The organism is Lentzea sp. NBRC 105346 (assembly GCF_030269605.1).
Classification (GTDB): Bacteria; Actinomycetota; Actinomycetes; order Mycobacteriales; family Pseudonocardiaceae; genus Lentzea.
In genome coordinates, this window is the sequence record NZ_BSTQ01000011.1 from 21,540 (window position 1) to 48,318 (window position 26,779).

A 26,779-nucleotide genomic window follows, 5' to 3' on the forward strand; every position below is an offset into this window, starting at 1 on the left:
TCCGGAGTTTCCGCGTACACCCCCTGGAGACCTGCGGGATGCCCGTCAGGTCACACAAATCTGCGAAGTCGGCGAGTCACACCGCCGGATGACGGACAGGCGGGGAGCCGTTAAGGCCACCTTCACTGCGCCGAACGCAGTGAAGGTGGCCTTAACGGCACCAACTAGGGGTTGAGGGCCTCGGTGACCGAGGCCGGACCCACCAGGGGAACGTCGGGAGACATGGTGTCGGTCTCCTCGATCAGGATCGGAGCGACCTCGTGCGGCTTGATCACGCCCGCCTCGATGTCCTCCGCCCAGTGGCACGCCACCTTGTGCCCCGGCTTGATCTCCCGCAGGACGGGCCGGTCGGTGTCGCACTTCGAGGCCTGCCGCCACGGGCACCGCGTGTGGAACCGGCAGCCCGACGGAGGGTTGGCCGGCGACGGGAGGTCGCCCGCCAGCAGGATCCGCTCCCGCCGGTCCTCGACCTGCGGGTCGGGCACCGGGATCGCGGACAGCAAGGCACGCGTGTACGGGTGCAGCGGCTCGGCGTAGAGGTCGTCCGCAGTCGCCTCTTCCACCAGGCCACCGAGGTACATCACGCCGACCCGGTCGGAGATGTGCTTCACGACCGCGAGGTCGTGGGCGATCACCAGGAAGGTCAGCCCGAACTGGTCCTGCAGCTCCTGCAGCAGGTTCACGACCTGCGCCTGCACCGAGACGTCCAGAGCGGACACCGGTTCGTCGGCGACGATCAGGTCCGGCTCCAGCGCCAGCGCGCGGGCGATGCCGATGCGCTGCCGCTGACCGCCCGAGAACTCGTGCGGGTACTTGCGCAGCGCGGTCGACGGCAGACCGACCGCGGACAGCAGCTCGCGCAGCCGTTTACCGGTCTGCTCCTTGCTCTTGTCCAGGTCGTGCGCCCGCAGACCCTCGACCAGAATGGACTCCACCGACTGGCGCGGGTCCAAAGAGGACAGTGGGTCCTGGAACACCATCTGCATCCGGCGGCGCATCCGGCGCAGTTCCTCGCCCTTGAGCGAGGAGACGTCCGTGCCGTCGAAGACCATCCGGCCGTTGGTCGGCTCGTTCAGGCGCAGCATCGCCCGGCCCAGAGTGGACTTGCCGCAACCGGACTCGCCCACCAGGCCGTAGGTCTCGCCGCGCTTGATCTCCAGGTCTACGCCGTCGACGGCGTAGACGTAGCCGACCGTCCGGTCGAGGAAGACGCCCCGCTTGATCGGGAAGTGCACCTTCATGTCCTCGACGGACACCAGCGTTTCGCTCATACCGGGACCTCCTCGGCAGCGGGGGTTCCCGGCACCACCGGGTTGTGGCAGCGCAGGAGACGGCCGAGCTGGTCCTCCTCCGCCGGCGTGACGGACGTGCACACCTCGAGCGCGTTCGGGCAGCGCGGAGCGAACGCACACCCCTGCTCCCACGGGATGTTGTCGGCCACGGATCCCTTGATGGGCGTCAGCTTCTCGCCGCGTGGCGCGTCGAGTCGCGGGATCGACGCCAGCAGGCCGTGCGTGTACGGGTGGCGCGGCTTGGCGAACAGCTCGTGCCGCATCGCCTTCTCCACGACCTTGCCGCCGTACAGAACGTTCACCTCGTCGCACAGACCCGCGACGACACCGAGGTCGTGCGTGATCATCACGAGCGCGGTGCCGAGGTCCTGCACCAGTTCCTTCATCAGCGACAGGATCTGCGCCTGGATCGTCACGTCCAGCGCGGTGGTCGGCTCGTCCGCGATCAGCAGCTTCGGCCGGCACGCCAGCGCGATCGCGATCAACGCGCGCTGCCGCATCCCGCCGGAGAGCTGGTGCGGGTACTCGGATAGCCGCCGGTTCGGGTCGGGGATGCCGACCTTGTCCAGCAGGTCCTTCGCCTCGACCATGGCCTCCTTGCGCGGCATGCCGCGGTGCCGCTCCAGCACCTCGGTCACCTGCAGGCCGATCGGGATGACCGGGTTCAGCGACGACAGCGGGTCCTGGAACACCATGCCCAGGTCGCGGCCGCGCCGGTCGCGCATCTGCCTGTCCGACAGCTTCAGCAGTTCCGTGCCGTCGTAGACGACCGAACCCGTGATGCGCGCGCCGCGCTTGGGCAGCAGGCCCATGATCGCGAGCGACGTGACGGACTTGCCGCAGCCGGACTCGCCGACGAGCCCGACCGTCTGACCGGGTTCGACGTCGAAGTTGACGCCGTCGACCGCGGTGAACGGCTCCTCGCCCTTGCGCTCGAAGACCACGGTGAGGTCACGAACTTCCAGTAGTGCCATGACGACTCACCGCCTGTTCTTCGGGTCGAGGGCCTCGCGCAACGTCTCGCCCATCAACGTGAAGCCGAGCGCGACGATGATGATGCAGATGGCGGGGTACGCCGCGAGGTGCGGATGCGTGTCGAACACCTTCTGCACGTCACCGAGCATCTGGCCCCACTCGGGAATGCGGTCGTCCGGGTTGCCGAGACCCAGGAACGACAGCGCGGCCGCCTCGATGATCGCCGTCGCCAGCACCAGCGTGGACTGGACGATCACCGGGCCGAGCGAGTTCGGCAGCATGTGCCGGAACACGATCGAGCCCCGCTTCACGCCGAGCGCGGTCGCCGCGAGCACGTGGTCACTCGCTCGCTGGGCGAGCATCGAACCGCGCAGGAGCCGTGCGAACACGGGGATCTGCACGATCGAGATCGCGAGGATCACGCTGAACTGGCTGGGGTGCGCGAACATCGCGGCGATGCTGAACGCCAGCAGCAGTGCGGGCAGCGACAGCATCACGTCGACGAAGCGCATGACGACCGAGTCGACCCAGCCGCCGATCGCGCCGGCCAGCGTGCCGAGGATCAGCCCACCGGTGAGCCCGATCAACGTCGCGCCGACGCCGACGATCAACGTCTGCTGCGAGCCGACGAGCATGCGCGACAGGAAGTCGCGCCCCTGCAGGTCGCCGCCGAGCGGGTGACCCGGCTGCGGCGGCGGGATCTCGTTGCGCGCCTTCACAACCTGCTTGATCAGCATGGGGTCCGCCGGGTCGTGCGGCGCCAGCCACGGCGACAGCAGCGACAGGACGACGAAGATCCCGATGATCGTCGCGCCGATGAGGAACACCGGGCTGCGGCGAAGCCGCTTCCACGCGCTGGCCGCGAGCGAGACGCCCACGTTCTCCGCGAGCGCGTCGATCTTCTCCTTCTTGGTCACACCAAGAGTCATCGTGCGCTCACCTCGTCCTGATCCGCGGATCGATCAGCGCGTACGAGAGGTCGACCAGCAGGTTGACCAGGACGTAGACGATCGCCGCCATGATGAGCAGCAACAGCAGTACCGGATAGTCGCGCCGCTCGAACCCGAGCGCGAGCGCCTCGCCGACACCGGGGAAGGCGAACACCTTCTCGGTGAGCACGGCGCCGGACAGCAACGCACCGGTCTGCAGGCCGATCGTCGTGACGACCGGCAGCATCGCGTTGCGCAGCACGTGCCTGCGCCGGATCACCGGCGCGGTGAGTCCCTTGGACTCGGCCGTGCGCACGAAGTCCTCGTCGAGCACCTCGAGCACCGCCGCCCTGGTGATCCGGAAGATCACCGCGAACGGGATCGTGGCCAGCGCCATCGCGGGCAGGATGAGGTGCTTCAACGCGTCCCAGGACGCATCGAACTCACGGGTGAGCAGGCCGTCGAGGACGAAGAACCCGGTCACGCGCGTCGCGCCGATGTCACCGTTCTGCCTGCCGATCGACGGCAGCCCGAGCAGGTGCGAGAAGTTGTCCTTCAGCACGTACGCCAGGAAGAAGACCGGGATCGCGACACCGATCAGCGAGCCGATGACGCTCATGTTGTCGAACCACGACCCGCGGCGCTTCGCGGCGAGATACCCGAGCGGGATGCCGAGAGCGATGGCGATGAGCAGAGCGCTGAAGCTCAGCTCGATGGTCGCGGGAAAGCGCTGGAGGAAGATCTCCATCGCGGAGTCACCGGGCTGTACGCCGTTGGAGACCCCGAAGTCACCGGACGCCGCGCGACCGAGGAACTTGAAGTACTGGACGATGATCGGCTGGTCCAGGCCGAGCTGTTTGGTGAGTGCCGCCCGCGACTCCGGCGTGGCGCGCTCTCCCAGGAGGGCCGAAACCGGACCTCCGGGGAGAGCACGCAACCACGCGAAGAGCAGCAGGGAGAGCACCAGCACCACGCCGACCAGCTGAATCAGCCGTCGAATCGTGTAGCGGAGCACTGAGCTACCCCGTTGTTCTCTCTATTGAAGTGTTGCCGAGCGAGGAAGGGGATCAGCCCTTGCTCGCGCCGCCGAACTTCTCGTCGGTCAACGGGCTGGGCGTGATGCCCTTGATGTCCTTCTTCAGGACGAGCGCGGGCGGAGAGTGCGAGACCGGAACAGCCGGGAGGTACTCCTCCATGATCTTCTTGTTCAGGTCCTCGTACATCTTCGTGCGCTTGGCCTCGTCCGGCTCCGAGTTGGCCTTGGCCAGCTCCTCGGCGAGCGCCTTGCCCCACGGCGACGCGCCGGTGTTGAACCGGTTGTCGGGGCGGCCGAAGAACGTGCCGATCCAGTTGTGCGCGGTGCCGTTGTCACCGGTCCAACCGAGCAGGAACACGTCCGGGATGCCCTGGTCGACGTCGGTCAGGTAGCCACCGTTCCACGGCTTGCTGACCGTCTCGATCTGGATGCCCGCCTTCTGCAGGTCACCGGCGATCGCGCCGTAGATGTCCTTCGGCGAAGGCATGTACGGACGGGTGACCTCGGTCGGCCAGTAGAACTTGAGCTTCAGGTCGGAGGCACCGGCCTCGGCCAGCAGGGACTTCGCCTTGTCGAGGTCGTACTTGACCTCCTTGATGTCCTTGTTGTAGCCGTTCACCGCTTCCGGCATGAACTGCGTCGCGACCTTGGCGCCCTCGGGCAGCTGCGACTTGACCAGCTGCTCGCGGTTGATCGCGTACATCAGCGCCTGGCGGACCTTCAGGTCCTGCAGCTTCGGGTTGTTCTTCTGGTTGATGCCGAAGTACAGAACGTTGAACGCCGGACGGATCGCGACATTGAAGCCCTTGTCCTTCAGGCCCGCCCAGTCGGCGGCGTTCGGCAGGTCGTAGCCGTCGATGTCACCGGCTTCGAGGGCCTGCTTGCGCGCGGTCTCGTCCGGGATGATCCGGAAGACGACCTTGTCGAGCTTGGCCTTCTCACCGTGGTAGTTCTCGTTGCGCACGAGCTCGACGACGTTGTTCGCCTTGTCGAACTTGCCGAACTTGAACGGACCGGTGCCGGTCGGGTGCTCGTTGGCGTACGCCGGGTAGGTGAACGCGTCACCGGCCTGGACGACGTTGTCGGCGTCGTACTTCTTCAGCGCCTCGGGGCTGGAGATGGAGAACGACGTGAAGCCGAGGACCGACGGGAACTGCGACGTCGAGCTCGACAGCTCGATGACGGCCGTCTTGGCGTCCTTGGCGGAGCAGGACTTGTACAGCGACGGCTTGTCCGGCGTGTCCTTGAACCCGCCGAAGTTGTCGAGCCAGTACTGCGAGACCGCGTCGCTCTGCGCCGGGCCCTTCTGGTTGTACCAACGCTCGAAGTTGAAGCACACCGCCTCGGCGTTGAACGGCGTGTCGTCGTGGAACTTCACGCCTTCCTTCAGGGTGAAGGTCCACGTCTTACCGTCCGACGAGGACTCCCACTTTGTCGCCAGCGCCGGTTCGACCTCGGCGGTACCCGGCTTGAAGCCGACAAGGCCTTCGTACATCTGACGGGACACCCGGAAGGTCTCGCCGTCAGTGGCGTAGAACGGGTCGAACAACTTCGGTGCGCCTGCGGCGCCGAAGGTGAACGTGCCACCCACCTTGCCGGAGCCGGAGTCCGTACCGCGCTCGGATTGTGCGCAGGCGGACAGGGCGAGCGCGGCCGCGCCGGTCATGCCGATCACGGCAATCCAGCGGCGTCGAGCCGTACCTGAATGGATCATCAAACACCCCTTGGGACAATCCGCAATCTCACGGTGTGGTCGCCGACCCTAACCTCTACCGATACCCCTTCTGAGGTAAGTGAGGTCACGATCCGGCCACTAGACCAGGCATTCTGATACTTCTGGCGCACGCCCGCTGACCCAACGTGAGCAGGACCGATCGGGCGAACGCTCTCCTAGGCTGTAGAACGGACACACATCGCGGAGGGAGGTCGCATGAGCCGGCAGGTCGAGTTTCGCGTACTCGGCCCTCTGCAGGTCCTCGTCGACGGGGAGCCGCTCCTGGTGCGAGCCGGGCGGCAGCGAGCGTTGCTCGTGTCCCTGTTGCTGCGTGCCGGCACGAGCGTCTCCGTGGACGAACTGGCCGAGAACGTGTGGGGTGAGGACCCGCCCGCGCGTTCCAGAGCCACCCTCCAGACGTACGTGATGCGCCTGAGACAGCTGCTCGGTCCGGCGACGCCCATCCGGACCGTCCCCGACGGGTACCTGATCGACGTCGACGAGAAGACGATCGACCTGCTGCGCTTCGAGCCGCTCATCGAACAGGGTGAGCAGGAGCGCGCGGCGGGCAATCTACCTGCGGCTTCGGCCGCGTTCACGGCTGCGCTCGGGCTGTGGCGCGGACCGGCCCTGGTCGACGTGCCGTCCGAGATCCTGCACCGCGACGAGGTGCCGCGGCTCAACGAGCGCCGCCTGCACGTCATGGAACGCCGGGTCGAGGTCGACCTGGAGCTGGGCAGGCACTCCGAGCTCGTCGCCGAGCTGTCCCGCCTGACCAGCGAACACCCGTTGCGCGAGCGGTTCTGGGCGCAGCTGATGATCGCGCTGTACCGGTCCGGCAGGCAGAGTGAGGCGCTGGCCGCCTACCAGCGCGTTTCCTCGTTGCTGGCCGACGAGCTGGGCATCGACCCCGGCGACGAGCTGCGCCGGGTGCACAACCAGGTGCTCACCGGGTCCGTCGACAGCGCGTCGGGCGGGCTGGTGCCGCCGCCCGCGGTCGCGAAGCCGGACCGCGTCGTGCCCTCGCAGCTGCCCGCGGACATCGGCGACTTCGTCGGCCGTGACGAGGCCGTTTCCCTGATCATCGCGCTGCTGCGGACCGCGCAGGGCGTGCCCGTCGTGACGCTCGCCGGGCCGCCCGGCGTCGGCAAGACCGCGCTGGCCGTGCACGCGGCACACCGGATGCGCTCCGACTTCCCGGACGGGCAGCTCTACGTGAACCTGCGCGGCTACGCGCCGGGTCCTCCGCTTTCGGCTGTGGACGTGCTCCCCCGTTTCCTCCGGGCCCTCGGAACTCCACCTGATCAGGTGCCACTCGATCAGGACGAACAGGAGGCGATGTTCCGGTCGACGCTGACCGGGCAGAAGGTGCTCCTGGTCCTCGACAACGCCTCGTCGGCCGAGCAGATCCGCCCGCTGCTGCCCGGCTCCCCCGGCTGCGCGGTGCTCGTGACCAGCCGCGACACGCTGCGCGGCCTCGCGGTCTCGCACGCGGCGTCCAACGTGCGGCTCGACGTGCTGGACGCGGACGAGACCCGGTCGCTGCTGGAGGGCATCCTCGGTCCCGAGGCCGTCGCCGAACAGCGTGAGGCCGCCGACGAGCTGGCGTCGTTGTGCGCGCACCTGCCGTTGGCGCTGCGCATCGCCGCGGCGAACCTGGTGTCCCGGCCAGAGCTGTCCATCGAGGACTACGTCGAGGAACTGCGCGCGGGCAACCGTCTCGCGGCGCTGGCGGTGGAGGGCGACGAGCGGGTCGCCGTGCACGCGGCGTTCGACCTCTCCTACACCGCGCTGAAGCCCGAGCTGGCGCAGATGTTCCGCCGGCTCTCGCTGGCGCCGGGCACCGACTTCACGCCCGAGATGGCGGCGGCGTTGAACGGCCTGACCACCCAGGACGCCCGCAGGCGGCTGGACCGGCTCGCGACCGCGAACCTGATCGCGAACCACGCGCCGTCGCGCTACCAGTTCCACGACCTGCTGCGCGACTACGCGGCCGAGCGGCTCGCGTTCGAGGACGGCCTGGCGGACTCGCGGCTCGCGCTGCGCAGGCTGGTCGACTGGCACGTGCGGTCGGTGGACAACGCGACCGAGGCGTTGAAGACCACGCTGCTGCGCTTCCCCCGCCCCGAGCCGCTCGAAGGCGTCACGCCGCGCACGTTCAGCACCAGCACCGAGGCGCTGACCTGGCTCGACGCCGAGCGCGCCAACTTCGTCGCGCTGGTCGCCTATGCAGCGGAACGCGATCCGGGGTGCGCGGTCTGGCACCTTGCGGACGCGCTGCGCGGCTACTTCTACACGCAGGGCCTGCCGGTCGAGTGGCGCGAGACGGCCAAGATCAGTCTCGCGAGCGCGCGATCGCCGCGCGACGAGATGGGCCAGCTGGCCATGCTGTTCTCGCTCGGCACGCTGTACTGGATGACGGGCCAGCACCGGATCGGCCTCGACTACTACTTGCAGGCCATCCCGATCGTGGAACAGCTGGGCAGCCTGCCGCAGGTCGAGGCGGCCGTGTTGTCCAACGCCGGCAGTGTCTACATCGACCTCGGCGAGCTGGAGCACGCCGCGACGCACCTGGAACGCGCGCTGGTGATCACCCGCCGGGTGCGTTCGGACCAGCTGCAGGCGACTGCGTTGTTCAACCTCGGTGGCGTCTACCTGCAGCTGGGTCAGCTGGACCGGGCGATGGTGTCGTTCGAGGAGGCGCTGGAGGTCGGCACGCGCCTCGACTCGTGGATCACCCAGGCGAACAGCATGCGCGCGCTGGGCGAGGTGCACGCCCTGCTCGGCCGCCCGGAAACCGCGGCGTCGTACTTCGTGCAGGCGGGCGCCCTGTACGACCGCGCGGCGGCCCGGTCGTTCGCGCACACCACGCACGAGGGCCTGGCGATAACGCTGACCATGCGCGGCCGGTTCGAGGAGGCCGCCGAGGAGGCCCGCAAGGCCGTCGCCATCGCGACCGACCTGGAGATCATCAAGAGCGTCTGCGACGCGAAGAACATGCTCGGCCGCGCCCTGGACGGCCAGGGGCGCCCTGAAGAGGCGATCGTGCAGCACCTGGAGGCGCTCGCGATCGCGCAGGACACGTCGTACCCGTGGGGCAACTGCGTCGCCCGGCGCGGCCTGGCGTCGGCCTACCGCGCGGTGGGCCGGCTGGAGGACGCGTTCGGCATGGCGCGCGAGGCGCTGGACCGGGCGGGCCGCTACCAGTTCCGCCTGGCGGAGATGGAAGTCCTGGTCACGCTGGGCCGCATCCACCTCGACGCGGGCGACGCGTTGAACGCCCTGGACTGCGCCCGCCGTGCCGCCTCGCTGGGTGAGGCGTCGGGGCAGCGGCTCGTGCACGCCAAGTCCATGCACCTGGCCGGTGACGCGTTGAAGGCCTCGGGGTCACTGGAGAGTGCGCACAAGCACTGGAAGATCGCGCTGGACCTGTTCACCGAGATCGGCACGCCGGAGGCGGAGGTCGTGCGGGCTCAGCTCGAAGTGACAACGTAGTCGGCGCGGGACTTCGGGTCGTCGACGGCGAACCAGCCGCGTTCGAACGCCTGCCACTTCTCGAGGTGGCGGCGGCTCTGTTCACCGTCTCTGCCTACTGCTCGCTCAAGGCGATGCTCCTGGTCTTCGAGCTCGACCCAGATCACGTAGCTGAGCTTGTGCTGTATGGACTTCCGGGCCGCCGACACGCCTTCGATGATCAGGATGTCCGGCGGCTGGATGGTGATCCACTCGCCCGGTCGCGGGAAGCCTTCGCTCCAGTCGTTCTTCTGGTACTTGGCCTCTTCGCCGTTCTCGATCTTGTCGAGAACCTCCTGGAGGCGCGGCCACCAGGCCACCGGGTCATCCCAGGTGGCGAAGTGGTCGGTGGGGATGAGCGTGGCGTTGAGTGCTTCTTTGAGTTTTCGGGCGAACGTCGACTTGCCGGCGCCGCTCGGCCCGTCCACCGCGACCAGGCGAGTGCGCCCGAGCCGCGGTGGACTGGCTTTCACATGCTCCGGCGACCAGATAGCGCACGCCCCAGCGTGAGCTCGTCGGCGAACTCCAGGTCACCACCCATGGGCAACCCGCTGGCCAGCCGCGTGACGGTGAGGCCGGGGAAGTCGCGCAACATCCGGACCAGGTACGTGGCCGTGGCCTCGCCCTCGGTGTTCGGGTCGGTCGCGATGATCACTTCTTTGATGTCCACCCCGCCGGTCGGCGTGCCGATGCGGGTGAGGAGCTGCCGGATGCGCAGCTGGTCGGGCCCGACGCCGCTGAGCGGGTCGAGCGCGCCGCCGAGCACGTGGTAGCGCCCCTTGAACTCGCGGGTGCGTTCGACGGCGAGGACGTCCTTCGGTTCCTCGACGACGCACACCAGCGTGAGGTCGCGCTTCGGGTCACGGCAGATGCGGCAGGTGGTCTCCGCGCTGACGTTGCCGCAGACGTCGCAGAACACCACGCCGTCCTTGACCTTCTGCAGCGCGTCCTGCAGCTTCTGGATGTCCGCCGGGTCGGCCCCGAGCAGGTGGAACGCGATGCGCTGCGCGCTCTTCGGACCCACGCCCGGCAATCTGCCGAGCTCGTCGATCAGGTCCTGTACCGGCCCCTCGTACATCAGCCCAGCAATCCGCCGAGCCCACCCTGGGCGAGCGGGCCGAGCTTCGCCTCGACCAGCTCCTGCGCCGCGCGGTTGGCGTCACGGACGGCCGCGATCACGAGGTCGCTGAGGGTGTCCACGTCGTCCGGGTCGACGACCTTCGGGTCGATGGCGAGCGCCTTGAGCTCACCGCCGCCGGTCACCGTCGCGGTGACGAGGCCGCCGCCAGCCGTGCCCGTGACCTCGGTCTCGGCGAGCTCCTGCTGGGCGGCCTGCATCTGCTGCTGCATGCTCTGCGCCTGCTGCAGCAGTGCCTGCATGTCGAACTGACCGGGTTGCACCGCTGGGGTCCTCTCGTTCGTTCTCAGTGCTTCAAGCGTAGGCCGCCGGGCGGCGGGCCGGTTCTGGGCCGCCGCGCGGCGACGCGAGCGGCCTGCTTGGCTGCGAATTCACCGACCCCAAGGCAGCCCCCACCCGTCCCGGGGGCGACCCCGAAGCCAGTCTATCGGCCTTTGACCTGCGGAAACCGCCAGTCGGCGATCTGTGGACAACTCGGGGCCGAACCACCCGACTGGGCGGCTACTTCTGCTTGAGCGGCTTGGCTCCGAGCTCGTCCGCCAGCAGCTTCAGCATGACCTCTTCCGGGTCCAGCCTGGGCGTGTCGTCGTTCGGGTCGACCGGCCTCGCCGCCTCCGCGAGCATCGACTCCTCGTCGTCCGGTTCGGGCTCCGGCGGGAGGGGTTCGTCGGGCTCCGGCGGCTCGGGCGGTGGCGGCACGTCGTCGGCCGGGCGCGACGGTGGTGTCTGCCGCTGCGGTTGTTGCTGGGTCCGCGCGGCCTGGCTCGGCCGGGTCGGCGCCGGACGCGGCGCCTTGGCGGGAGGCGGCGGAGCAGCGGCGCCGCCGGGCGCGCCGTGGACGCAGCGGACCGTCCACGTGCCATTGAGAACGCTGCCCAGCGCGGCTTCGATCTTCTCGGTGGCGCGGGGTTCGGCGAGTCTGCGAGCCAATGGCGCCGCCGGGTGCGTGATGGTGACGACGTTGCCGTCGACCTCGCTGACAGCGGCGTTGGCCAGCATCGCGAAAGTGGGGACATGCAGGGACTTCACGGCCGCAAGCACGTCCGGCCACACGCGGCGCACCGCGGCGGCGTCGATCCCACCGGCCGCCACGGGGGCCGGTTCCGGTTCCGCTGGACGTGCGGGTGGCGGCGTGGCGGCCTGCGGCGACTCAACCTGCCGCTGCGGCGCGACGGGTTCAGGTTGGGCAACCGGCTGAGGCGGCGCGACCGGTTGAGGTTGGGCAGCGGGCTGGGGCGGCGCGACCGGCCGTGCCTGGGCGGCGGGCGGCGGTGCCTGTTGCGGCACCTCGGGCGCGGGCTGTTGCTGCGACTTTCGCTGGAACATCGGCGCACCCGCCGCCGCCGGGGCAGCAGCCTCACCGGCGGCCGCGGGCGGGCGGCGTTCGAGCTGCTCGAGGCGTTGCAAAAGGGCCGCCTCGGACTGGCTCACCGAAGGCAGCAGCATCCGCGAGCACAACAACTCCAGCAGCAGCCGGGGGGCGGTCGCACCACGCATCTCGACCAGACCGGTGTGCACAATCTCGGCGTACCGCGTCAGCGCCGCGGGCCCGATGCGCTCGGCCTGCGCCGACATCGTGGCGAGCTCGTCCTCGGGCGCCGACACGAGGTTGCGGTCGGCCGCGTCCGGCACCGCGCACAACAGCACCAGGTCGCGCAGGCGGTCGAGTAGGTCGGAGGCGAACCGGCGCGGGTCGTGGCCGGCCTCGACCAGGCGGTCGATCGTGCCGAAGACGGCAGTTCCGTCGCCTGCCGCTAGGCCGTCGACCACGTCGTTGATCAGCGCGGAGTCCGTGACGCCGAGCAGCGAGACCGCGCGCTCGTACTTCACGCCGTCGGGGCCCGCGCCGGAGAGGAGCTGGTCCATGACCGACTGCGTGTCGCGCGCCGAGCCGCCGCCCGCGCGGATGACCAGCGGGAACACCGCCGGCTCTACCGCGACGCCCTCGGCGGCGCAGTTGCGTTCCAGCAGCCCGCGCATGACGCCCGGCGGGATGAGGCGGAACGGGTAGTGGTGCGTACGCGAGCGGATCGTCGGCAGGACCTTGTCCGGCTCGGTCGTCGCGAAGATGAAGATCAGGTGCTCCGGCGGCTCCTCCACGATCTTCAGCAGGGCGTTGAAGCCCTGCGTGGTGACCATGTGCGCCTCGTCGATGATGAACACCCGGTACCGCGACTCCGCGGGCGCGTAGAACGCCTTGTCGCGCAGTTCACGCGCGTCGTCGACGCCACCGTGCGACGCGGCGTCGAGTTCGACCACGTCGACGCTGCCCGGACCGTTGGGGGCGAGGCCGATGCAGGAGTTGCATTCGCCACACGGATCCGGCGTCGGTCCCCGCACGCAGTTCAGCGACCGCGCCAGGATGCGCGCGCTGGACGTCTTGCCGCAGCCGCGCGGGCCGGAGAAGAGGTAGGCGTGGTTCACCCTGCCCGCCGCCAGTGCCACGCGCAGGGGTTCGGTCACGTGCTCCTGGCCGACCACCTCGGCGAAGGTGGCCGGACGGTACTTGCGGTAGAGAGCGAGCGCCACGCCGCAGACAGTACCGGTGAGCACCGACAGTCCCGATCGGCGTCACACCGCCCCAACGACAACCCGCCCCACCAACGACAGCCCTGACAACGCTGGTAACAACGAAACCCAGCCCACCACTCAAAGCAAGGAGCGCACCGTGGGGGGTTTGGGGGGCTCGGCCCCCCAACATGATCAGAGCTGCTGGGAAGGCGCGCCAGCGCCGACCAGCACATAAGGGGACCCCGTGCACCCACCAGAGCCCGCTTATCCTTGCTGCCTTCCGGCCCTGGGGAGGTTCGCGAGATGTGTGCCGCACGAGGTCCACGTCGAGTGTACCCACATCGCTAGATCGAACAGGCGTTCGAGTTGCCCACAGTGTTGTCCACACCTGTGGACAACCCGATCAGGCGTGGCGGAAGCAGAGCGTCCCCCACTGGAAACCCGCCCCGATCGCGGACATCACGAAGGTGTCCCCCTGCCGCACGAGCCCCTGGCTGTAGGACTGGTGCAGCGCGGTGAACACCCCGGCGGAGCCGGTGTTGCCGAGCCGGTCCAGCGTGACCGGCGCGCGGTCCATCGACACGCCCAGCTTCTCCACCGCGGCCTTGATGATGTTCAGGTTGGCCTGGTGCAGGAAGAAGTGGTCGATGTCGCCGACCGACATCCGCGCTTTGTCCACCGCTTTGAGGATGCTGTCCGGCAGCCACCGGGTGGCGGTCTCCCACACGGTCCGGCCGTTCATGCTCACGTAGTGCTCGCGCGCCTCGATCGTCGCCGCCGACGTCGGCCTGCGGGAGCCGCCGGCCCGGATCTCGACGTCGTGCGAGAGCTCGGAGCCGAAGTCCCACGACAGCAGGCCGGAGCCCTCGACGTCGCCACGGCGCAGCACCGCCGCACCGGCCGCGTCGCCGAAGAAGATCCGCGTGGTGCGTTCCTCCGGGTCCGTGACACGGGAGGCGCAGTCGGCCGCGATGACCAGCACCGATCGCGCGGTCGAGGTCTGCAGCAGGTGCGCGGCGAGCATCGCCGCCTGCAACCCGTTGGCGCACGCGGCGTGCGTGACGTCGAGGGTGAGCGCCTTGTGCGCGCCGATCGCCTCCTTGACGATCAGCGCGGTCGACGGCAGCGGCTGGTCCCAGGTGTAGGTCGCCACGATGATCACGTCGAGTTCCGAAGCGAGCAGGCCCGCTTCGTCCAGGGCGGGCCGCGCGGCGGCAACGCACATGTCGGACACGGCGAGCTCCGGCGCCAGCCAGCGGCGTTCGCGGATTCCGGTGCGGCTGACGATCCACTCGTCGGAGGTGTCGATCATCTGCGCGAGGTCGTCGTTGGTGACGACCCGCTCGGGCAGGTGCAGGCCCGTTCCCGCCACGACGACGGGCACCTGGAGCGCGTTCACACGAGGCTCCCGGCGAGCAGAGTGGTGGTGGACGGCGTGATCAGCTCGGCGAAGTCCACGTAGAACCGGCCGGACACGCACTCCGCGCCGAGCAGGATCCGCCGCGCGACCTCCGCGGTCAGCGCGCCGCCGAGGGCGACACCGGACGCGAGCTGCGGCCAGCTGCTGAGGGTCTTGCCGAGCTCGTCGAACGACGCGCGCAGCTCGGGGCTGATCTTCGACGCGTCGACCATGGCCAGGATCAGGTCGACCTTCTCCTGCTGCGTCAGGTTCTCCAGCCGATCCGAGGTCACGTCGCCGATCAGGCCGTGCAGCAGCGGCCGGGTGGGTTCGAGGTCGAACCGCTCGACGTCGAGCATGCCGCGGTCGTTGCAGTCCATGACGACCGGTATGCCCCGCGACCTCGCACTCTCCCGTGCCGCGATCTTCGCCCACGGGGTGTCGCACTCCTCGACGAGCAGGTCGACGCCGTCGAGGAACGCGTCGAGGTTTCCGGCGGTCAGACCGTCGGTGAAGATCTCGATGTCCAGGTACGGGTCGATCTCGAACATCTGGCGGGCCGAGATCACCGCCTTGTTGACGCCCAGGTGGTGCACGCCGGCCCGCAGCCGGTTGAGGTTCGAGAGGCTGAACTCGTCGAAGTCGGCGAGCTTGTACGCGCCACCGATGCCCTCGAGCGTGAACGTCACGGCGGCGCTGTTGCCGACCGAAAGCCCGACGACCGCGACGCGCTTGCCGAACAGCTCGCGCTGCTGCGGTCGTTCGATCTTGCCGCGGTTGCGGTCGGTGCGGACCAGCCGGAACTCCTCGCGCGGCAGCACGTGCACCAGGCGCGCCGACCACGGGTACCAGGCCCAGGTGCCGTACTCCCATTCGGCGAGCCCGGCCAGCTGCTCGTCCTTCTTGGCGCGCAACGACTCCGCGTCGTGACGCACCCACGGCTCGCGGCTGCGGACGAGCTCCTCGAGCTGGGTGTCGATCGTGTCGTGGATCTCGCGGACCTCACCGGAGGCAAGCAGGTCCTGGAGCGCATCCGCGTCGCGGACCGGATCGAACAGGACCGGCTGCCACGAGGTGCGGTCAGCGGTACCCGACTCCAGTGCGACGGGACGCTCGCGTCCAATGATCTTGAACGACTCGGCGTCCTCGGCCACCGCGAGCCGCGGGAACTCGTCGCGCATCCGGCCGACCAGGCCGTCGTACTCGCCCGCGCCGTCCGCGACCCGGTGACACATGATCACCACGTCCTCGGTGTAGTGGTCGACGTACCGGCGGGTTTCCGGCAACGCGCGGAATCCGAACCGTTCGTGGAACCGGTGCTGCCCGTCCCTGGTTCCGGACGTGCCGATCATCACTTTCGCGCCGAGCGCGTGCGCCGCCCCGATCGCGACGGCGTTCAAATACGCGCCGAGGCCCAGCTTTCGCGCCCGGTGCTCGACGACCAGCCTGCTGTGCTCGAAAGTCTCTTCGTGCGTCACACCTTCGGCGCGAAGGATTTCCTCGTACCGTTCCGCACCGAGAAACGCCCGCGACTGAAAAAGTTCACCCGTTCGTGGTGTCGAGAGCCTGATATAGCCGACCGGTGGCCCGTTGGGCTCCCTACGTGCGATGAAGTGCCACGCACCGAAATCGAGGACCTGGTCGTCGATGTGCGTTCCGTCCGCCGCGCGAAACGCCGGACGACGGCCGTGGTCGAACAGAACCTTGGCCCTGAGTTGACGTACGTTTGCCACCAAACCACCTTTGGCAACGTTGTCAATCGGAGCTAAAAACGCGCTGATATGCCATTGGGTATTCACGCGCGCAGGCTAGTTGATCATGATCTGAATGGTGAAATCCTTGCTCGTCCAAATATCTCATTAGGAATGAGACGTGCGTCGCAGTGTGAACCTTTTCCGACGGGGAGGCGGCGGTCACAACGGCCGTGCGGCGCCACCCCTCGCAGCCGTGCCGCCCGCCTGCGACCACCCGTTTTGGGTGGCCAGGACCCCGTCGGGTAGGCTCTGCGACGGAGGATTCGCATAGCGGCCTAGTGCGCACGACTGGAAATCGTGTTGGGTTAACCCCCTCACGGGTTCAAATCCCGTATCCTCCGCTGACCAGAGGCCCGGCACCGTCAGGTGACCGGGCCTTTGTCATCCGTTGGTCGCGGCGACGAGCGACCGAAGTGGCATGCGGGACGATCACGAGCGCCCTACCGTCGGATCCATGTTGGCCGAAGATCTGATGCTGCTCCTGCTGGACGGCGAGACCGGACGGGTGCTCGCCGGGTCCACGGAGATCGAGAACGGGCTGGGCGGCGCCGTGCTGCTCGACCTCGTCAACGCGGGCCGCGTCGGCTTCGGGCCGGACGGCAGGCGGTTGGAGGTCATCGACCCCACGCCGCTCGACAACCCGCTGCTGTACCACGGACTGTCCAGGTTGGACCGTGCGATGAAGCCGCAGCGGGCCGTGGAACGACTGCGCAAGAACGTGCGCGACAACGTCATGCGGCAGCTGGCCGACCGCGGGGTGCTGCGACTGGAGAAGCGCAGGATCCTGGGCATCTTCCCGAGCACCGGCTGGGTGATCGTCGACGAGAACCCCGGCCAGGACATCCGCAACCGGGTCGGCGCCGTGCTCTACGGGCAGCAGGAGCCCGACGAACGCACGGGGGCGCTGATCGCGTTGCTGTACGCGATGAAGGCGGCGCACAAGGTCGTCGGGGGTGACTCCCGCGCGATCAAGGCGCGCGCCAAGGAGATCAGCCGCGGCAACTGGGCGGGCGCCGCGGTGAAGGGCGCGATGGACGCCGTTCAGGCCGCCGTGATCGCTTCGATCACGGCGGCCGTCGTGGCGTCCACCTCGACCGCGTCGTCCAGCTAGCCGCGCAGGCAGTCGGCGAGGTCCTCGATGGCGAAGAGGATCTCGTCGACCTGCGCGTTGCCCGTGGACGGCCGCAGTCGCACGATCTGCGGGTCGTGGTCGCTCGCCTGGTCGGCGAACTCCGCGTTCACGTGGACGACGTCGTAGCCGAACCGCGTGATGTTCCTGCTGATCAGGATGTGGTCCAGCACCTGGGCGTTGCCCTCGAACACGTAGCTGTACCGCTCGTTGACCGGCAGCGTCTCGATCAGTGCCTTCATGGCGCCGTCCGAGGTGAACGTCCGCACGGCGGGCGAGAACTGGTAGTCGTTCAGGTCACCCGCGAGGACCACGTTCGCACCGGGGTCCACGGCCTTGACCTGGTCGACGAACCCGCGCAGGGTCGCCGCCTGCTTGGCGCGCTGGACCTCCGAACTCCGGTTCGGCTGCTGGTAGCGACCGTGGATCGCCTGGTCGCCCCCCTTGGAGTTGAAGTGGTTCGCGACCACGAACACCGTGCGGCCCTTGAACTTGAACTCACCGGCGAGCGGCTTGCGGCTGTTCTCCCACGCGACGTTCGCCGGCTCGATGCGGCCCGGCGAGACGGACAGCGCGGCGCGGCCGTTCTTCTTCACCACGGAGACAGGCGTGACGGCGTCACCACCTGGACGGTCCACAAAGGACACGCGGTTGGCGTTGAACAGGAAGCCGACGCGGATGTTGCCACCCGGCTCGCCGCCGTCCTGCTTGTTCGCCGGGTCGATCTGCCGCCAGCCGTAGCGCGGGCCGCCCTGCGCGACGATCGAGTCGACGAACTTCTGCAGCGTCTGGTCCGCGGCGACCGTGCCGTCGTCGACGGCACCGTTGTTGTCCTGGATCTCCTCCAGCACAACGACATCCGGGCTGCGCAGGCTCGTCACGACGCCCTTGGCGAGCCGGTCGAACTTGTCCTGCGGGTCGCTCGGGTCGAGGTTCTCGACGTTGTACGTCGCGACCGAGAGCTCGCTGTTGCGGCCCTGCTGCGTGACCTCCGGCTGGATGCCGCCCGACTGGTGCTGCCCGAGCTGCAACGCCGCCAGCGTGTAGCCACCGAAGTTCGTGTACTCGATGGCGCCGACCGTGGCGCCCTGGAAGACGTCACCGACGTTCGACGCGGGCACCGGGGTCGTGGACTTCACCTTGAGGCGACCACTGTTCGGCTGGTCGTATCCGGTGTAGACGGTGCCGCCGCGGGCCGCCTTGTTCTGATCCGGGTTGACCGTGATCCACAACTCGTTGAAGGCGTTGCTCGGGCCGACAACACGCGCGTCGTTGACCTGGACGAGCGTGCCCTCGAGAGACTCGTAGTAGTCCAGCCCGTACTTGCCCGGCTCCAGCGGCAGCGACTCGATGCTCGCGCCGCCCGCGTCCGGCAGGTAGCCGGTCGGGATGTTCGCGAGCACGACGGGCGCCGGCACCGGGTTGCCCTTCGACAGCGTCGCGACGGTCGCCTGCGCGATCTCGGTGAGCGTCTGGTTCGAGTTCGACGCCGTGTCGCCACCCGGCCGGTACTCGGCCACGGTGCCGCTGACGAGGACCTTGTCGCCGACCGCGACGGTCGGGGCCGCGCCCGCGGTGTAGACGAAGATGCCCTCGCTGGTGCGCGGGTCGGCGTCGGGAGCCTCGGTGTCCTGGATCCAGAACCCGCGGTCGCCGGTGGCACGGGTGCCGGTGACGACGCCGGGCACGCCGGTGACCTTCTGGCCGAACAGCGGCGAGAAGCGCGTGACGCCCTGGATGTCGTGGATGCGCTTGTCACCGGGCTGCGGCGTCGGATCCGGCGGGGTGGTGCCGGGGCCTTCACCCTTGGAGTTCACCGGGCGGGGCTCGCCGAGCTTGAAGTCAGCGGCGTTGTCGTCGGTGTCACCGAAGTCGACGGCACGGAACGCGCTGGTCGTCGGCGTGAGCGCGGCGGTGGCGTTGCCCTCGCGGACGGTCGCGCCGCCGTAGCCGATGAGGTCCTTGATCTTGGTGTCCGCGGCGCAGTCGGCGGCGGTCTTGCAGGTGAGCGCGGCGGTGCCGTTGACCAGGGCGATGGTGCCCGCGGTACCGCTCATCGCGATGTTCCCGGTCGCGTCCGGGGCCGGCAGGTCGACGGTCCCGCCCGTGCCCTTCTGCTCGGCGACGAGGAACGTCTTGCCGGGCGCGATCTGGCCCGTCAGCGGCGTGACCTGCCACGTGGTGGTCGCGCCGGGGTTCGCCGAGATGTACTGCACGCTCCAGCCCGTGAGGTCGACCGCCGCGGATCCGCGGTTGGCGAGCTCGACGTAGTCCTGTTTGAGCGTGGCGCCGTTGTTGCCGCCCGCGCCGTAGACCTCGGCGATCACGGCATCGGGGCTGGGTGTGGCGACTGCAGGGGCGACGGTGGCCAGAACGACGGCGGATGCGGCGGTCACCGCGAAGCCGACTCTGGGCAGGGTGGGTCTCAACTCGTCCTCCGAGGAAAGCGGCGTCGCCGCATCCTTCCCCGATCAGGTGATGTTCGGAAGACGTTGTTACTCACGGTTAACCGAATGGCCCAGCAAAGATCACTCGAACAAGTGTTCGATCATGGGGTATGCTGTCCGGCAGTGGCGCCGGCCGGTGGTCCCCTCCCAGGCATCGGCCGGCGTGACTGACCTTGAGACCTCCGAGCGTGAAAGAGCCCCGACCACCGGACGGTGATCGGGGCTCTTTGCTGAGCGGTGACGGTGGGATTTGAACCCACGGAGGCGTGAACCTCACGCGCTTTCGAGGCGCGCTCCTTCGGCCGCTCGGACACGTCACCGCTAAGAACAATACAAGACGGGGTACATCGACTTAACGCTGGGTCCGGAAGAAGGATTCGAGCAGCTCAGCGCACTCTTCCTCCAGCACGCCGCCGTGAACCTCGGGCCGATGGTTGAGCCTGCGGTCGCGTACGACGTCCCAAAGCGACCCCACCGCCCCGGTTTTGGGCTCCCATGCGCCGAAGATCACACGAGAGAGGCGCGCCAGCACGAGGGCTCCGGCACACATCGTGCACGGCTCGACCGTGACCGCGAGGGTGCAGCCGTCGAGCCGCCAGCCGTCGCCGAACACAGCGGCCGCCGCACGGATCGCCAGCACCTCGGCATGCGCGGTCGGGTCACCCAGGGCCTCACGCGCGTTGCACGCCGAGGCCAGCACGGACCCGGACGGCGAGAAGATCACGGCACCGATCGGCACGTCACCGGTGGCCGGAGCCCGCGCGGCCTCGCGCAGGGCCACGCGGATCATGTCCTCCGGGGTCACGCCTGAATGGTGTCGAGCAGCTTGACGAACTCGTCGCCGAACCCGCAGCGCGACGCGATCATCTGAAGTTGCTCGTCCGGGTAGAGGTCCACCTCGTCGACGATGAGCTGCAGCTCACCCTGCGGCATTCCGACGTCCGCGAGGATCGCGAGGTCGCCCTCGGGCCACAGCTCGTTGTCCTCCTCGTCGGGGGGTTCGACGCGAAGCAGGTCCAGGACGTCGGCCGCGATGTCGTAGTCCAGCGCGGCCGCCGCGTCGGACAGCAGCAGCGCGACTCCGCCTGGGACCGGTCGCAGGATGATGAAGAACTCGTCGTCGACGGCCAGCAGTCCGAAGACGGCTCCCGTCGACCTGAGCTGTCGCAACTGGGTGATCGCCGCGTCCAGCTCGGACAGCGCGGAGCTGTCCATCCTGCTGCACCGCCAGCGGCCGTCCTCCCGGACGACCGCCACAGCGAAGCCGTTGACCGGCTCCTGCTCCGTCATGGTCACACCGTAGGGCGCGGACGACCTTCCCGGTAGCTGAGAGGGTCGCGGATGAGTGGCGGCTGTCACTATCGAGTCATGAGCACAACCATGACGGATCCCCGGTTCATCGGCCTGCTCGAGGCCGCCCGCGCGCTGCAGCCCCGCACGGTGGCGCTCCGGCGGCAGATCCACAAGCACCCAGAACAGGGGCTGAACCTGCCGAACACGCAGGCTTCGGTCCTGCACGCCCTCGAGGGGCTGCCGGTGCAGGTCATCCCGGGGAAGTCCACGTCGTCGGTGGTGGCGGTGCTCGCGGGCGACAACCCGGGACCGACGGTGCTGCTGCGCGGCGACATGGACGCGTTGCCGCTGCAGGAGGCGACCGGACTGCCCTACGCGTCCGAAGTGGACGGGTCCATGCACGCGTGCGGGCACGACACGCACGTCGCGATGCTGGCCAGCACGGTGCGCCTGCTCGCGGACCGCAGGGCCGCGCTGAACGGCAAGGTCGTGTTCATGTTCCAACCGGGCGAGGAGGGCCACCACGGCGCCCGGTACATGATCGAGGAAGGTCTGCTCGACGCCGCCGGACGGCCGGTCGAGAAGGCGTTCGCGCTGCACATCACCTCGACCCTGCGCAGCGGCGTCGTGACCTGCCGGCCGGGACCGATCATGGCCAGCGCCGACACGTTCCATGTGCACATCAAGGGGCGTGGCGGGCACGGCGCCATGCCGCACGACGCGCTCGACCCGGTACCCGCGGCGGCCGCGATGGTCGGGGCGCTGCAGACGATGATCGGCAGGCGGGTCAGCGTGCACGCCCCCGCGGTGGTCACCGTCGCGCACATCAAGGCGGGCACAACGACCAACATCATCCCGGAGACGGCGATCCTCGAGGGCACGATCCGGACGCTGTCCGAGGCGACCCGCTCGCTCGTCCACAAGGAGATCAAGCAGGTGTGCAAGCACACCGCCGCCGCGCACGGCTGTCACGCCGAGGTCAGCATCGTGCCCGGCTACCCCGTGACGGTGAACGACGACCAGGTCGGACAGCACGTGGTGGAGCTGGCCGCGTCGGCGATGGGCGCCCGCTGGTCGGAACCGATGGCGGACCCGTTGATGGGCGCCGAGGACTTCTCCTACGTGCTGCAGAAGGTGCCGGGCGCGCTGGCGTTCCTCGGGGCGTGCCCGCGCGGCGTCGAGCTGGCCGAGGCCGCGCCGAACCACTCCAACCGCGTGCTGTTCGACGAGGCCGCGATGGAGCACGGGGTGGCGACCTACGCGGCGTTTGCGCTCGATGCCCTGAGGTGAGAGCAGAATGTCTCGCGTGCGAGACGTTTGCGTGGTCGGACTGGGACTGATCGGCGGCTCGGTGTTGCGAGCGGCCAAGGCGGCGGGACGGACGGTCTGGGGCGCGGCGCAGGCCGAGGACGCGGCCAAGGCGGAGGCGGACGGCTTCACCGTGCTCCGCCTCGACGAGGCGCTGGAAAGAGCCCGTCGGGAGGACGCGCTCGTGGTGCTCGCCGTCCCGCTGCCCGCGGTCCCGGACGTCCTGCGCAAGGTCCGGCCGGGTACCCGCCTCACCGACGTGACCAGCGTCAAGGGGCCGGTCGCCGACGCTGTGCACCGGTACGCGCCGGAGGCCCGGTTCGTCGGCGGCCACCCCATGGCGGGGACGTCGCGCAGCGGCTGGGACGCGAGCCGCGCGGACCTGTTCCAGAACGCCGCCTGGGTGGTCACCGCCGAGCAGTCCGACGACGTGCTGATCGACGTGATCACGCTCGCGTTCGACGCGGGCGCACACGTCGTGCCCACGACACCGGAGGAGCACGACGCGGCCGTCGCGCGGATCAGCCACCTGCCGCACGTGCTGGCCGCGGTGCTCGCCGCGGTGGGCGCGGACGGCGGACCGCTGGCGCTCGCGCTGGCCGCGGGCAGCTTCGGCGACGGCACCAGGGTCGCCGGCAGCCGGCCCGAGCTGGTGCGCGCCATGTGCGAGGGCAACCGCGACGCGCTGCTCGGCGCGGTCGACGACGCGCTGGGCCGGCTCGGCGCGGCCCGCGGGTCGCTGGCCAGCACCGGAGGTCTCGCGAAGACCATCGACGCCGGTCATGAGGCCCGGCTGAAGCTGATCAACCAGCCGGAGCGGACTCCGTTGACGATCGACCTCACGTCCCCCGAAGCGATCACCGCGCTGCACAGTCTGGGCTCACGTGGAGGCCGCATCGTTGCGCTGAACGGCACAACCGTGAAGGCGGAAATTTCGTAAGGTCGCCGGGTGCATCGACGGAAACTCGCCGCCGTCGCGGGTGGGCTCGTGATCGTGGTCGCGACCGCCGTCGTGCTGCGGCACGAATCGGCCCCGGAACGGCCGGAGCGGTTCGTCGACCCGTCGATCGAGCTCGTCGAGGCTGCCGCCCCCGAGAAGCCGGGCAACCCGCGGGCCTCCGCGCTCGACCCGGACACGCTGCAGCTCGCCTGGTCCGGCAGTGCCGAGGCGTACGAGGTGCGCTGGGGCGACCACACACAGGTGGTCACCTCTCCGGAGGCCGAGCTGACCGGGCTCGACCCGGATGACGAGGCCGAGGTCGAGATCCGCTCGGTCAACCCGGTCGGCAGGCGGTCCGACCCGCTGACCGTGGCCGCGATCCCCCGCAAGGTGCTGGTCTCGAAGGACAAGCTGATCGAGCCGATCGACCGGTTCGACGGCCCGGAGAGCCTCGACCCCCGGCAGTGGCGCGTGCTCGGTGACCCGGCCTGCCTCGGGCTGCGACCGTTCGGCACGGGCAAACGGCTGGACTTCAAGTGCGCCGCCGGGCTGCAGGCCAACAAGCCGTTGCGGCTGGGTGTCCCCGACTCCGATGGCGTGACCGGACGCGTCATGATCACGGCCGCGGGCGGTCAGCAGAGCCACGTCCAGCTGGAGTTGCTGCCCGAACCGCTGCAGGACCTCCCGTGGCCCATGGGACCTGCGCCCGGTGCGGTGTCGCTGGACCTGTCGTCCCAGGGCACCCGGCTGACGGCCGACCCGAAGCTGCCCACGACCGAGAAGCTGATCGCGCTCGGCGACGCGCCCGCGACCGGTCTCGCACCGGACTCACGGCACCGCTGGGAAGTCCGGATCATGAAGGACGCGATCGTCGCCGTCCGGGACGGCGTGGTCGTCGCGGCCGAGGCCGTGGCAGTGCCGTGGACCGTCGTGCGACCGCGGATCATGGTCGAGGGCGAGGCGATGCTCGACTCGTTCGGTCTCGGCGGTGTGCCGGAACGCGAGGTGCCCGCCACGGTCGTACCGCTGCGTGAGGGCACCGACCTGGGCTCGGTGCCGCGGCAGGCGCTGGAGGACGCGGTGTCGGCACGACTCATCCTCGTGCCGAACCCCCGGAACACCCAGCCGATCACCGTGGACTTCGGTGGCGTCGCGCTCCCGACCAAGAAACTCACCGAGGACGCGCTGGCCGCGGACCTGCCGTTGAACCGCACGGACGCGGTCGTCCGGACGAACCAGCCCGTGGCGATCGGCTATGTGGTCGTCGTGTGCAAACCCGGCGCCCGGCCCGGCGCGCTGCCACGGCTGCCCGACCACGAGCCCGCCGCGAACAAGGTGCTGCCCAAGCTCACGATCATGCACGACTCCGGGGTCAGGCCTGGGACGCAGTTCCCGCCGACCGGCCGGATCCTGGTCACCGCGGAGATCGGCAACGGCAGGCACGAGGCGATCCAGATCGAGGTCGACGGCAAGCGCCTGCTGATGTTGCCGACCACCGAGGACGGCCCCGGCGTGAGCGGACGGCACGAGATCTGGCTCCGCACGACCGACTTCACCGCGGGCGGACACCGGCTCAAGCTGACCGTCCTGCCACCGGATCATGGCGAAGCCGTTACCACCGAAGCGGTGTTCGAGGTGCGGGCGACGGCTTAGCTTGAAGCTGTGGACCGCCGCCGGGTCGTCATCGTCGCCGCCGCAGTGGCGCTGGTCGGTGGTGTGGTGGTCATGCGCACCGCCGGGTCCGATGATGCGCCGAAGCAGCCAAAGCAGCCGCCGCCCACGTCGGTGACGGCCTACGCGGCCGACGGCGTGCTGATCCCGTCGCCGCACGACCGGCCGCGCACCCCGAGCAACGTGGTCACCAGGTCGGGCCACCACCGCTTGAAGATCACGTGGGACGGCGACGCGCCGGGGTACGAGGTGCGCTGGGGTGAACGCGTCCGCTACGTCACGCCGCCCGCGATCCAGCTGGACGGGCTGGACAACGACCGCGAGGTGAAGATCGACATCCGGGCGGTCGACGCGTTCGGCCAGCGGTCCCAGCCGGTCAGCACCGCGGGAACGCCGCACGCCGACAACGCCTCGTACGAGTTCGTCGACCGCTTCGACGGCGACCACACGCCCGACCCGGCGCGCTGGCGGTTCGCCAAGCGCACCGACTGCGCACGGGCGACGCCCGGCGATGGCGACGACCACGACCGGTTGATCATCACCAGCAGCTGCGCGACGAACGTGGTGTCGCTGCGGTCGCGCACCCCATTCGTTCGCGCTGAGGAGAGCCGGTTCGTCGTGGAGACGGACGCCGCCGGCGGTGGCGGTGAGCTGCTGCTGGACCTGGTACCCGGTCCGGTGAGCATCCAGTCGGACGCGGTGCCGCCCGAGTCCATCCGGCTCAAGGTGACCACGGACGCGTCCGGAAACTCGCTGGTCGAGCTGTTCCCGAACGGCTCCTCGCAGTCGTTGCCGCACGCGGTGCCCGGCATCAGCGTGCGGTGGGAGCTCGTGCTCACCCCTGGGGGCGTGCGGGCGGAACGCGACGGCGTGCCGGTCGCGACCTCTCCCTATGTGCCATCGTGGCAGTCGGCGACGGCGCTGGTCGGGTTGGCCGCGCTCGCCGGTGACAGCACGCGCGTGGGTGTGGACCTCATCGGGTTCCGCGGCGGCAAGACCGACACCCCGACGCTGGTCCCATCCCCACCGATCGACGTCCAGGTCACGTCGTCCGCACCGCCCGCGCCGCCGAAACCGGCCGTGGTGGGCGGCGGGCAGCTGCGGATCGCACTGGTTCCCGCCGAGGCACAGGACCCGCAGATGAAGCTCCTCATCGGCGGCGCCGAGCTGACGTTGAAACCGGCGGTGCCCGGAACTCCATGGCAACCGGGCGTCGAGTACCAGGCGATCGCCGACCTGGACAGCGTGCCCACGCCGCTGAACGCCGCGCTGAGGTCCGCGACGCGGGTGCAGGTGACCCATGTCGACATCGAACTGTTCCCCGAGCCCGGTGCGCGGCCACCATCGCCGGGCCCGACCGTGACCGATCCCCTGCGCAGCCGCGACAAGATGCTCGCCCGGCCGCGGGTGGACCTGCTCGACGCGAGCGGTCAGCCGATGGGTGAGGGTGCTGCGGTGCCGCGCGGCAGGTTGGTGCTGGAGGTCCGGCTGGACTCGCTGTCCGGTTCGGTCTCGGGACTGGCCGGCTTCGACGTGCGACTGGACGACTCGCGGATCGCCACCGTGTCCACTACAGCGGACGGTCCGGGCGTCGCGGGCCGGTGGCGGATCTCACTCAACACCGCGACGTTGTCGCAGAGTCCGCACACGATCGAGCTCAGGGCGTTCAGCACCGATCCAGGGGTCGCGACGGAATCCACGTACGTGTCCTTCTTGCTGAAGCGGTAATC

Annotated in this window: 20 protein-coding genes, 2 tRNA genes and 1 other RNA gene; 7 read left to right on the plus strand and 16 right to left on the minus strand. The window is 69.3% G+C overall.

Annotated features, from left to right (window positions below; genetic code table 11):
• Positions 1–164: 164 nt before the first annotated feature.
• From QSK35_RS22975 to QSK35_RS22995, 5 genes are read right to left on the minus strand one after another with little or no spacing between them, the layout of a single operon-like run.
• Positions 165–1,271 carry an ABC transporter ATP-binding protein gene (locus tag QSK35_RS22975; protein ID WP_285749510.1) on the minus strand — a complete coding sequence of 369 codons (1,107 nt, stop codon included), beginning with the start codon at positions 1,269–1,271 and terminating at the stop codon, positions 165–167.
• The gene (locus QSK35_RS22980) at positions 1,268–2,266 is read right to left on the minus strand and encodes an ABC transporter ATP-binding protein (protein ID WP_285749512.1); all 999 of its coding nucleotides are present in this window, start codon (positions 2,264–2,266) and stop codon (positions 1,268–1,270) included. The genes QSK35_RS22975 and QSK35_RS22980 overlap by 4 nt, the downstream gene beginning before the upstream one ends.
• Before the next feature lie 6 nt (positions 2,267–2,272).
• Positions 2,273–3,196 (minus strand): ABC transporter permease, encoded by a 924-nt coding sequence (locus QSK35_RS22985; RefSeq protein ID WP_285749514.1) that lies wholly within the window; start codon positions 3,194–3,196, stop codon positions 2,273–2,275.
• A 7-nt stretch (positions 3,197–3,203) separates the two neighbouring features.
• Complete coding sequence (locus tag QSK35_RS22990; RefSeq protein ID WP_285749516.1) at positions 3,204–4,211, minus strand: ABC transporter permease; 1,008 nt, start codon at positions 4,209–4,211, stop codon at positions 3,204–3,206.
• Between the two features lie 52 nt (positions 4,212–4,263).
• A complete protein-coding gene (locus tag QSK35_RS22995) occupies positions 4,264–5,946 on the minus strand; it encodes an ABC transporter substrate-binding protein (protein ID WP_285749518.1) in 1,683 nt (560 codons plus the stop codon).
• A 216-nt stretch (positions 5,947–6,162) separates the two neighbouring features.
• Between QSK35_RS22995 and QSK35_RS23000 the strand changes: the two genes are divergently transcribed.
• Positions 6,163–9,441 carry an AfsR/SARP family transcriptional regulator gene (locus QSK35_RS23000; protein WP_285749520.1) on the plus strand — a complete coding sequence of 1,093 codons (3,279 nt, stop codon included), beginning with the start codon at positions 6,163–6,165 and terminating at the stop codon, positions 9,439–9,441.
• Here the strand turns inward: QSK35_RS23000 and QSK35_RS23005 are convergent.
• The 7 genes from QSK35_RS23005 to QSK35_RS23035 all read right to left on the minus strand — a co-directional run bounded on the left by QSK35_RS23005 (position 9,420) and on the right by QSK35_RS23035 (position 16,306).
• Positions 9,420–9,887 (minus strand): uridine kinase family protein, encoded by a 468-nt coding sequence (locus tag QSK35_RS23005; RefSeq protein WP_352244141.1) that lies wholly within the window; start codon positions 9,885–9,887, stop codon positions 9,420–9,422. The genes QSK35_RS23000 and QSK35_RS23005 overlap by 22 nt on opposite strands.
• 41 nt (positions 9,888–9,928) lie before the next feature.
• Entirely contained in the window at positions 9,929–10,537 is a 609-nt protein-coding gene (recR, locus tag QSK35_RS23010; RefSeq protein WP_285749523.1) for a recombination mediator RecR, read from the minus strand.
• Entirely contained in the window at positions 10,537–10,839 is a 303-nt protein-coding gene (locus QSK35_RS23015; RefSeq protein ID WP_285749769.1) for a YbaB/EbfC family nucleoid-associated protein, read from the minus strand. Before QSK35_RS23015 ends, recR begins: the two co-directional genes overlap by 1 nt.
• A gap of 259 nt (positions 10,840–11,098) precedes the next feature.
• Positions 11,099–13,126 (minus strand): DNA polymerase III subunit gamma and tau, encoded by a 2,028-nt coding sequence (locus tag QSK35_RS23020; RefSeq protein WP_285749525.1) that lies wholly within the window; start codon positions 13,124–13,126, stop codon positions 11,099–11,101.
• A 213-nt stretch (positions 13,127–13,339) separates the two neighbouring features.
• Positions 13,340–13,434, minus strand: an RNA gene (ffs, locus tag QSK35_RS23025) — signal recognition particle sRNA small type.
• Between the two features lie 77 nt (positions 13,435–13,511).
• Positions 13,512–14,507 (minus strand): 3-oxoacyl-ACP synthase III family protein, encoded by a 996-nt coding sequence (locus tag QSK35_RS23030; RefSeq protein WP_285749527.1) that lies wholly within the window; start codon positions 14,505–14,507, stop codon positions 13,512–13,514.
• On the minus strand, positions 14,504–16,306 hold the full coding sequence (locus QSK35_RS23035; protein ID WP_502881701.1) for a GNAT family N-acetyltransferase: 1,803 nt from the start codon (positions 16,304–16,306) through the stop codon (positions 14,504–14,506). The genes QSK35_RS23030 and QSK35_RS23035 overlap by 4 nt, the downstream gene beginning before the upstream one ends.
• 211 nt (positions 16,307–16,517) lie before the next feature.
• On the opposite strand from QSK35_RS23035, the gene QSK35_RS23040 reads away from it, so the two are divergent.
• Positions 16,518–16,602: transfer RNA gene (locus tag QSK35_RS23040), tRNA-Ser, on the plus strand.
• Positions 16,603–16,715: 113 nt separating this feature from the next.
• A complete protein-coding gene (locus QSK35_RS23045) occupies positions 16,716–17,372 on the plus strand; it encodes a GOLPH3/VPS74 family protein (protein ID WP_285749531.1) in 657 nt (218 codons plus the stop codon).
• Here the strand turns inward: QSK35_RS23045 and QSK35_RS23050 are convergent.
• From QSK35_RS23050 to QSK35_RS23065, 4 genes are all read right to left on the minus strand, one after another.
• Positions 17,369–19,819, minus strand: coding sequence for a DUF8508 domain-containing protein (locus QSK35_RS23050; protein WP_352244142.1), 2,451 nt, complete (start codon positions 19,817–19,819; stop codon positions 17,369–17,371). The two genes, QSK35_RS23045 and QSK35_RS23050, sit on opposite strands and share 4 nt — an antisense overlap.
• A 253-nt stretch (positions 19,820–20,072) precedes the next feature.
• Positions 20,073–20,157: transfer RNA gene (locus tag QSK35_RS23055), tRNA-Ser, on the minus strand.
• A 32-nt stretch (positions 20,158–20,189) separates the two neighbouring features.
• Complete coding sequence (locus QSK35_RS23060; protein ID WP_285749771.1) at positions 20,190–20,627, minus strand: nucleoside deaminase; 438 nt, start codon at positions 20,625–20,627, stop codon at positions 20,190–20,192.
• Positions 20,628–20,638: 11 nt separating this feature from the next.
• A complete protein-coding gene (locus QSK35_RS23065; protein WP_285749532.1) occupies positions 20,639–21,127 on the minus strand; it encodes a tRNA adenosine deaminase-associated protein in 489 nt (162 codons plus the stop codon).
• A gap of 78 nt (positions 21,128–21,205) precedes the next feature.
• On the opposite strand from QSK35_RS23065, the gene QSK35_RS23070 reads away from it, so the two are divergent.
• The 4 genes from QSK35_RS23070 to QSK35_RS23085 are packed head-to-tail and all read left to right on the plus strand — an operon-like array spanning position 21,206 to position 26,777.
• Positions 21,206–22,420 carry a M20 metallopeptidase family protein gene (locus tag QSK35_RS23070; RefSeq protein ID WP_285749533.1) on the plus strand — a complete coding sequence of 405 codons (1,215 nt, stop codon included), beginning with the start codon at positions 21,206–21,208 and terminating at the stop codon, positions 22,418–22,420.
• 16 nt (positions 22,421–22,436) lie between these two features.
• Positions 22,437–23,378: a prephenate dehydrogenase gene (locus QSK35_RS23075; protein WP_285749772.1), complete on the plus strand. Its 942-nt coding sequence runs from the start codon at positions 22,437–22,439 to the stop codon at positions 23,376–23,378.
• 9 nt (positions 23,379–23,387) lie between these two features.
• Positions 23,388–25,031 (plus strand): fibronectin type III domain-containing protein, encoded by a 1,644-nt coding sequence (locus tag QSK35_RS23080; protein WP_285749535.1) that lies wholly within the window; start codon positions 23,388–23,390, stop codon positions 25,029–25,031.
• A gap of 9 nt (positions 25,032–25,040) precedes the next feature.
• A complete protein-coding gene (locus QSK35_RS23085) occupies positions 25,041–26,777 on the plus strand; it encodes a hypothetical protein (RefSeq protein WP_285749537.1) in 1,737 nt (578 codons plus the stop codon).
• Positions 26,778–26,779: the final 2 nt, after the last annotated feature.

Bases quoted from the DNA above. Each gene is read 5' to 3' on its own strand.
- QSK35_RS22975 (WP_285749510.1), bottom strand. From the start codon at position 1,271: ATGAGCGAAACGCTGGTGTCCGTCGAGGACATGAAGGTGCACTTCCCG.
- QSK35_RS23065 (WP_285749532.1), bottom strand. From the start codon at position 21,127: ATGACGGAGCAGGAGCCGGTCAACGGCTTCGCTGTGGCGGTCGTCCGG.
- QSK35_RS22995 (WP_285749518.1), bottom strand. From the start codon at position 5,946: ATGATCCATTCAGGTACGGCTCGACGCCGCTGGATTGCCGTGATCGGC.
- QSK35_RS23000 (WP_285749520.1), top strand. From the start codon at position 6,163: ATGAGCCGGCAGGTCGAGTTTCGCGTACTCGGCCCTCTGCAGGTCCTC.
- QSK35_RS23060 (WP_285749771.1), bottom strand. From the start codon at position 20,627: ATGATCCGCGTGGCCCTGCGCGAGGCCGCGCGGGCTCCGGCCACCGGT.
- QSK35_RS23045 (WP_285749531.1), top strand. From the start codon at position 16,716: ATGTTGGCCGAAGATCTGATGCTGCTCCTGCTGGACGGCGAGACCGGA.
- recR (WP_285749523.1), bottom strand. From the start codon at position 10,537: ATGTACGAGGGGCCGGTACAGGACCTGATCGACGAGCTCGGCAGATTG.
- QSK35_RS22985 (WP_285749514.1), bottom strand. From the start codon at position 3,196: ATGACTCTTGGTGTGACCAAGAAGGAGAAGATCGACGCGCTCGCGGAG.
- QSK35_RS22980 (WP_285749512.1), bottom strand. From the start codon at position 2,266: ATGGCACTACTGGAAGTTCGTGACCTCACCGTGGTCTTCGAGCGCAAG.
- QSK35_RS23070 (WP_285749533.1), top strand. From the start codon at position 21,206: ATGAGCACAACCATGACGGATCCCCGGTTCATCGGCCTGCTCGAGGCC.
- QSK35_RS23015 (WP_285749769.1), bottom strand. From the start codon at position 10,839: ATGCAGGCACTGCTGCAGCAGGCGCAGAGCATGCAGCAGCAGATGCAG.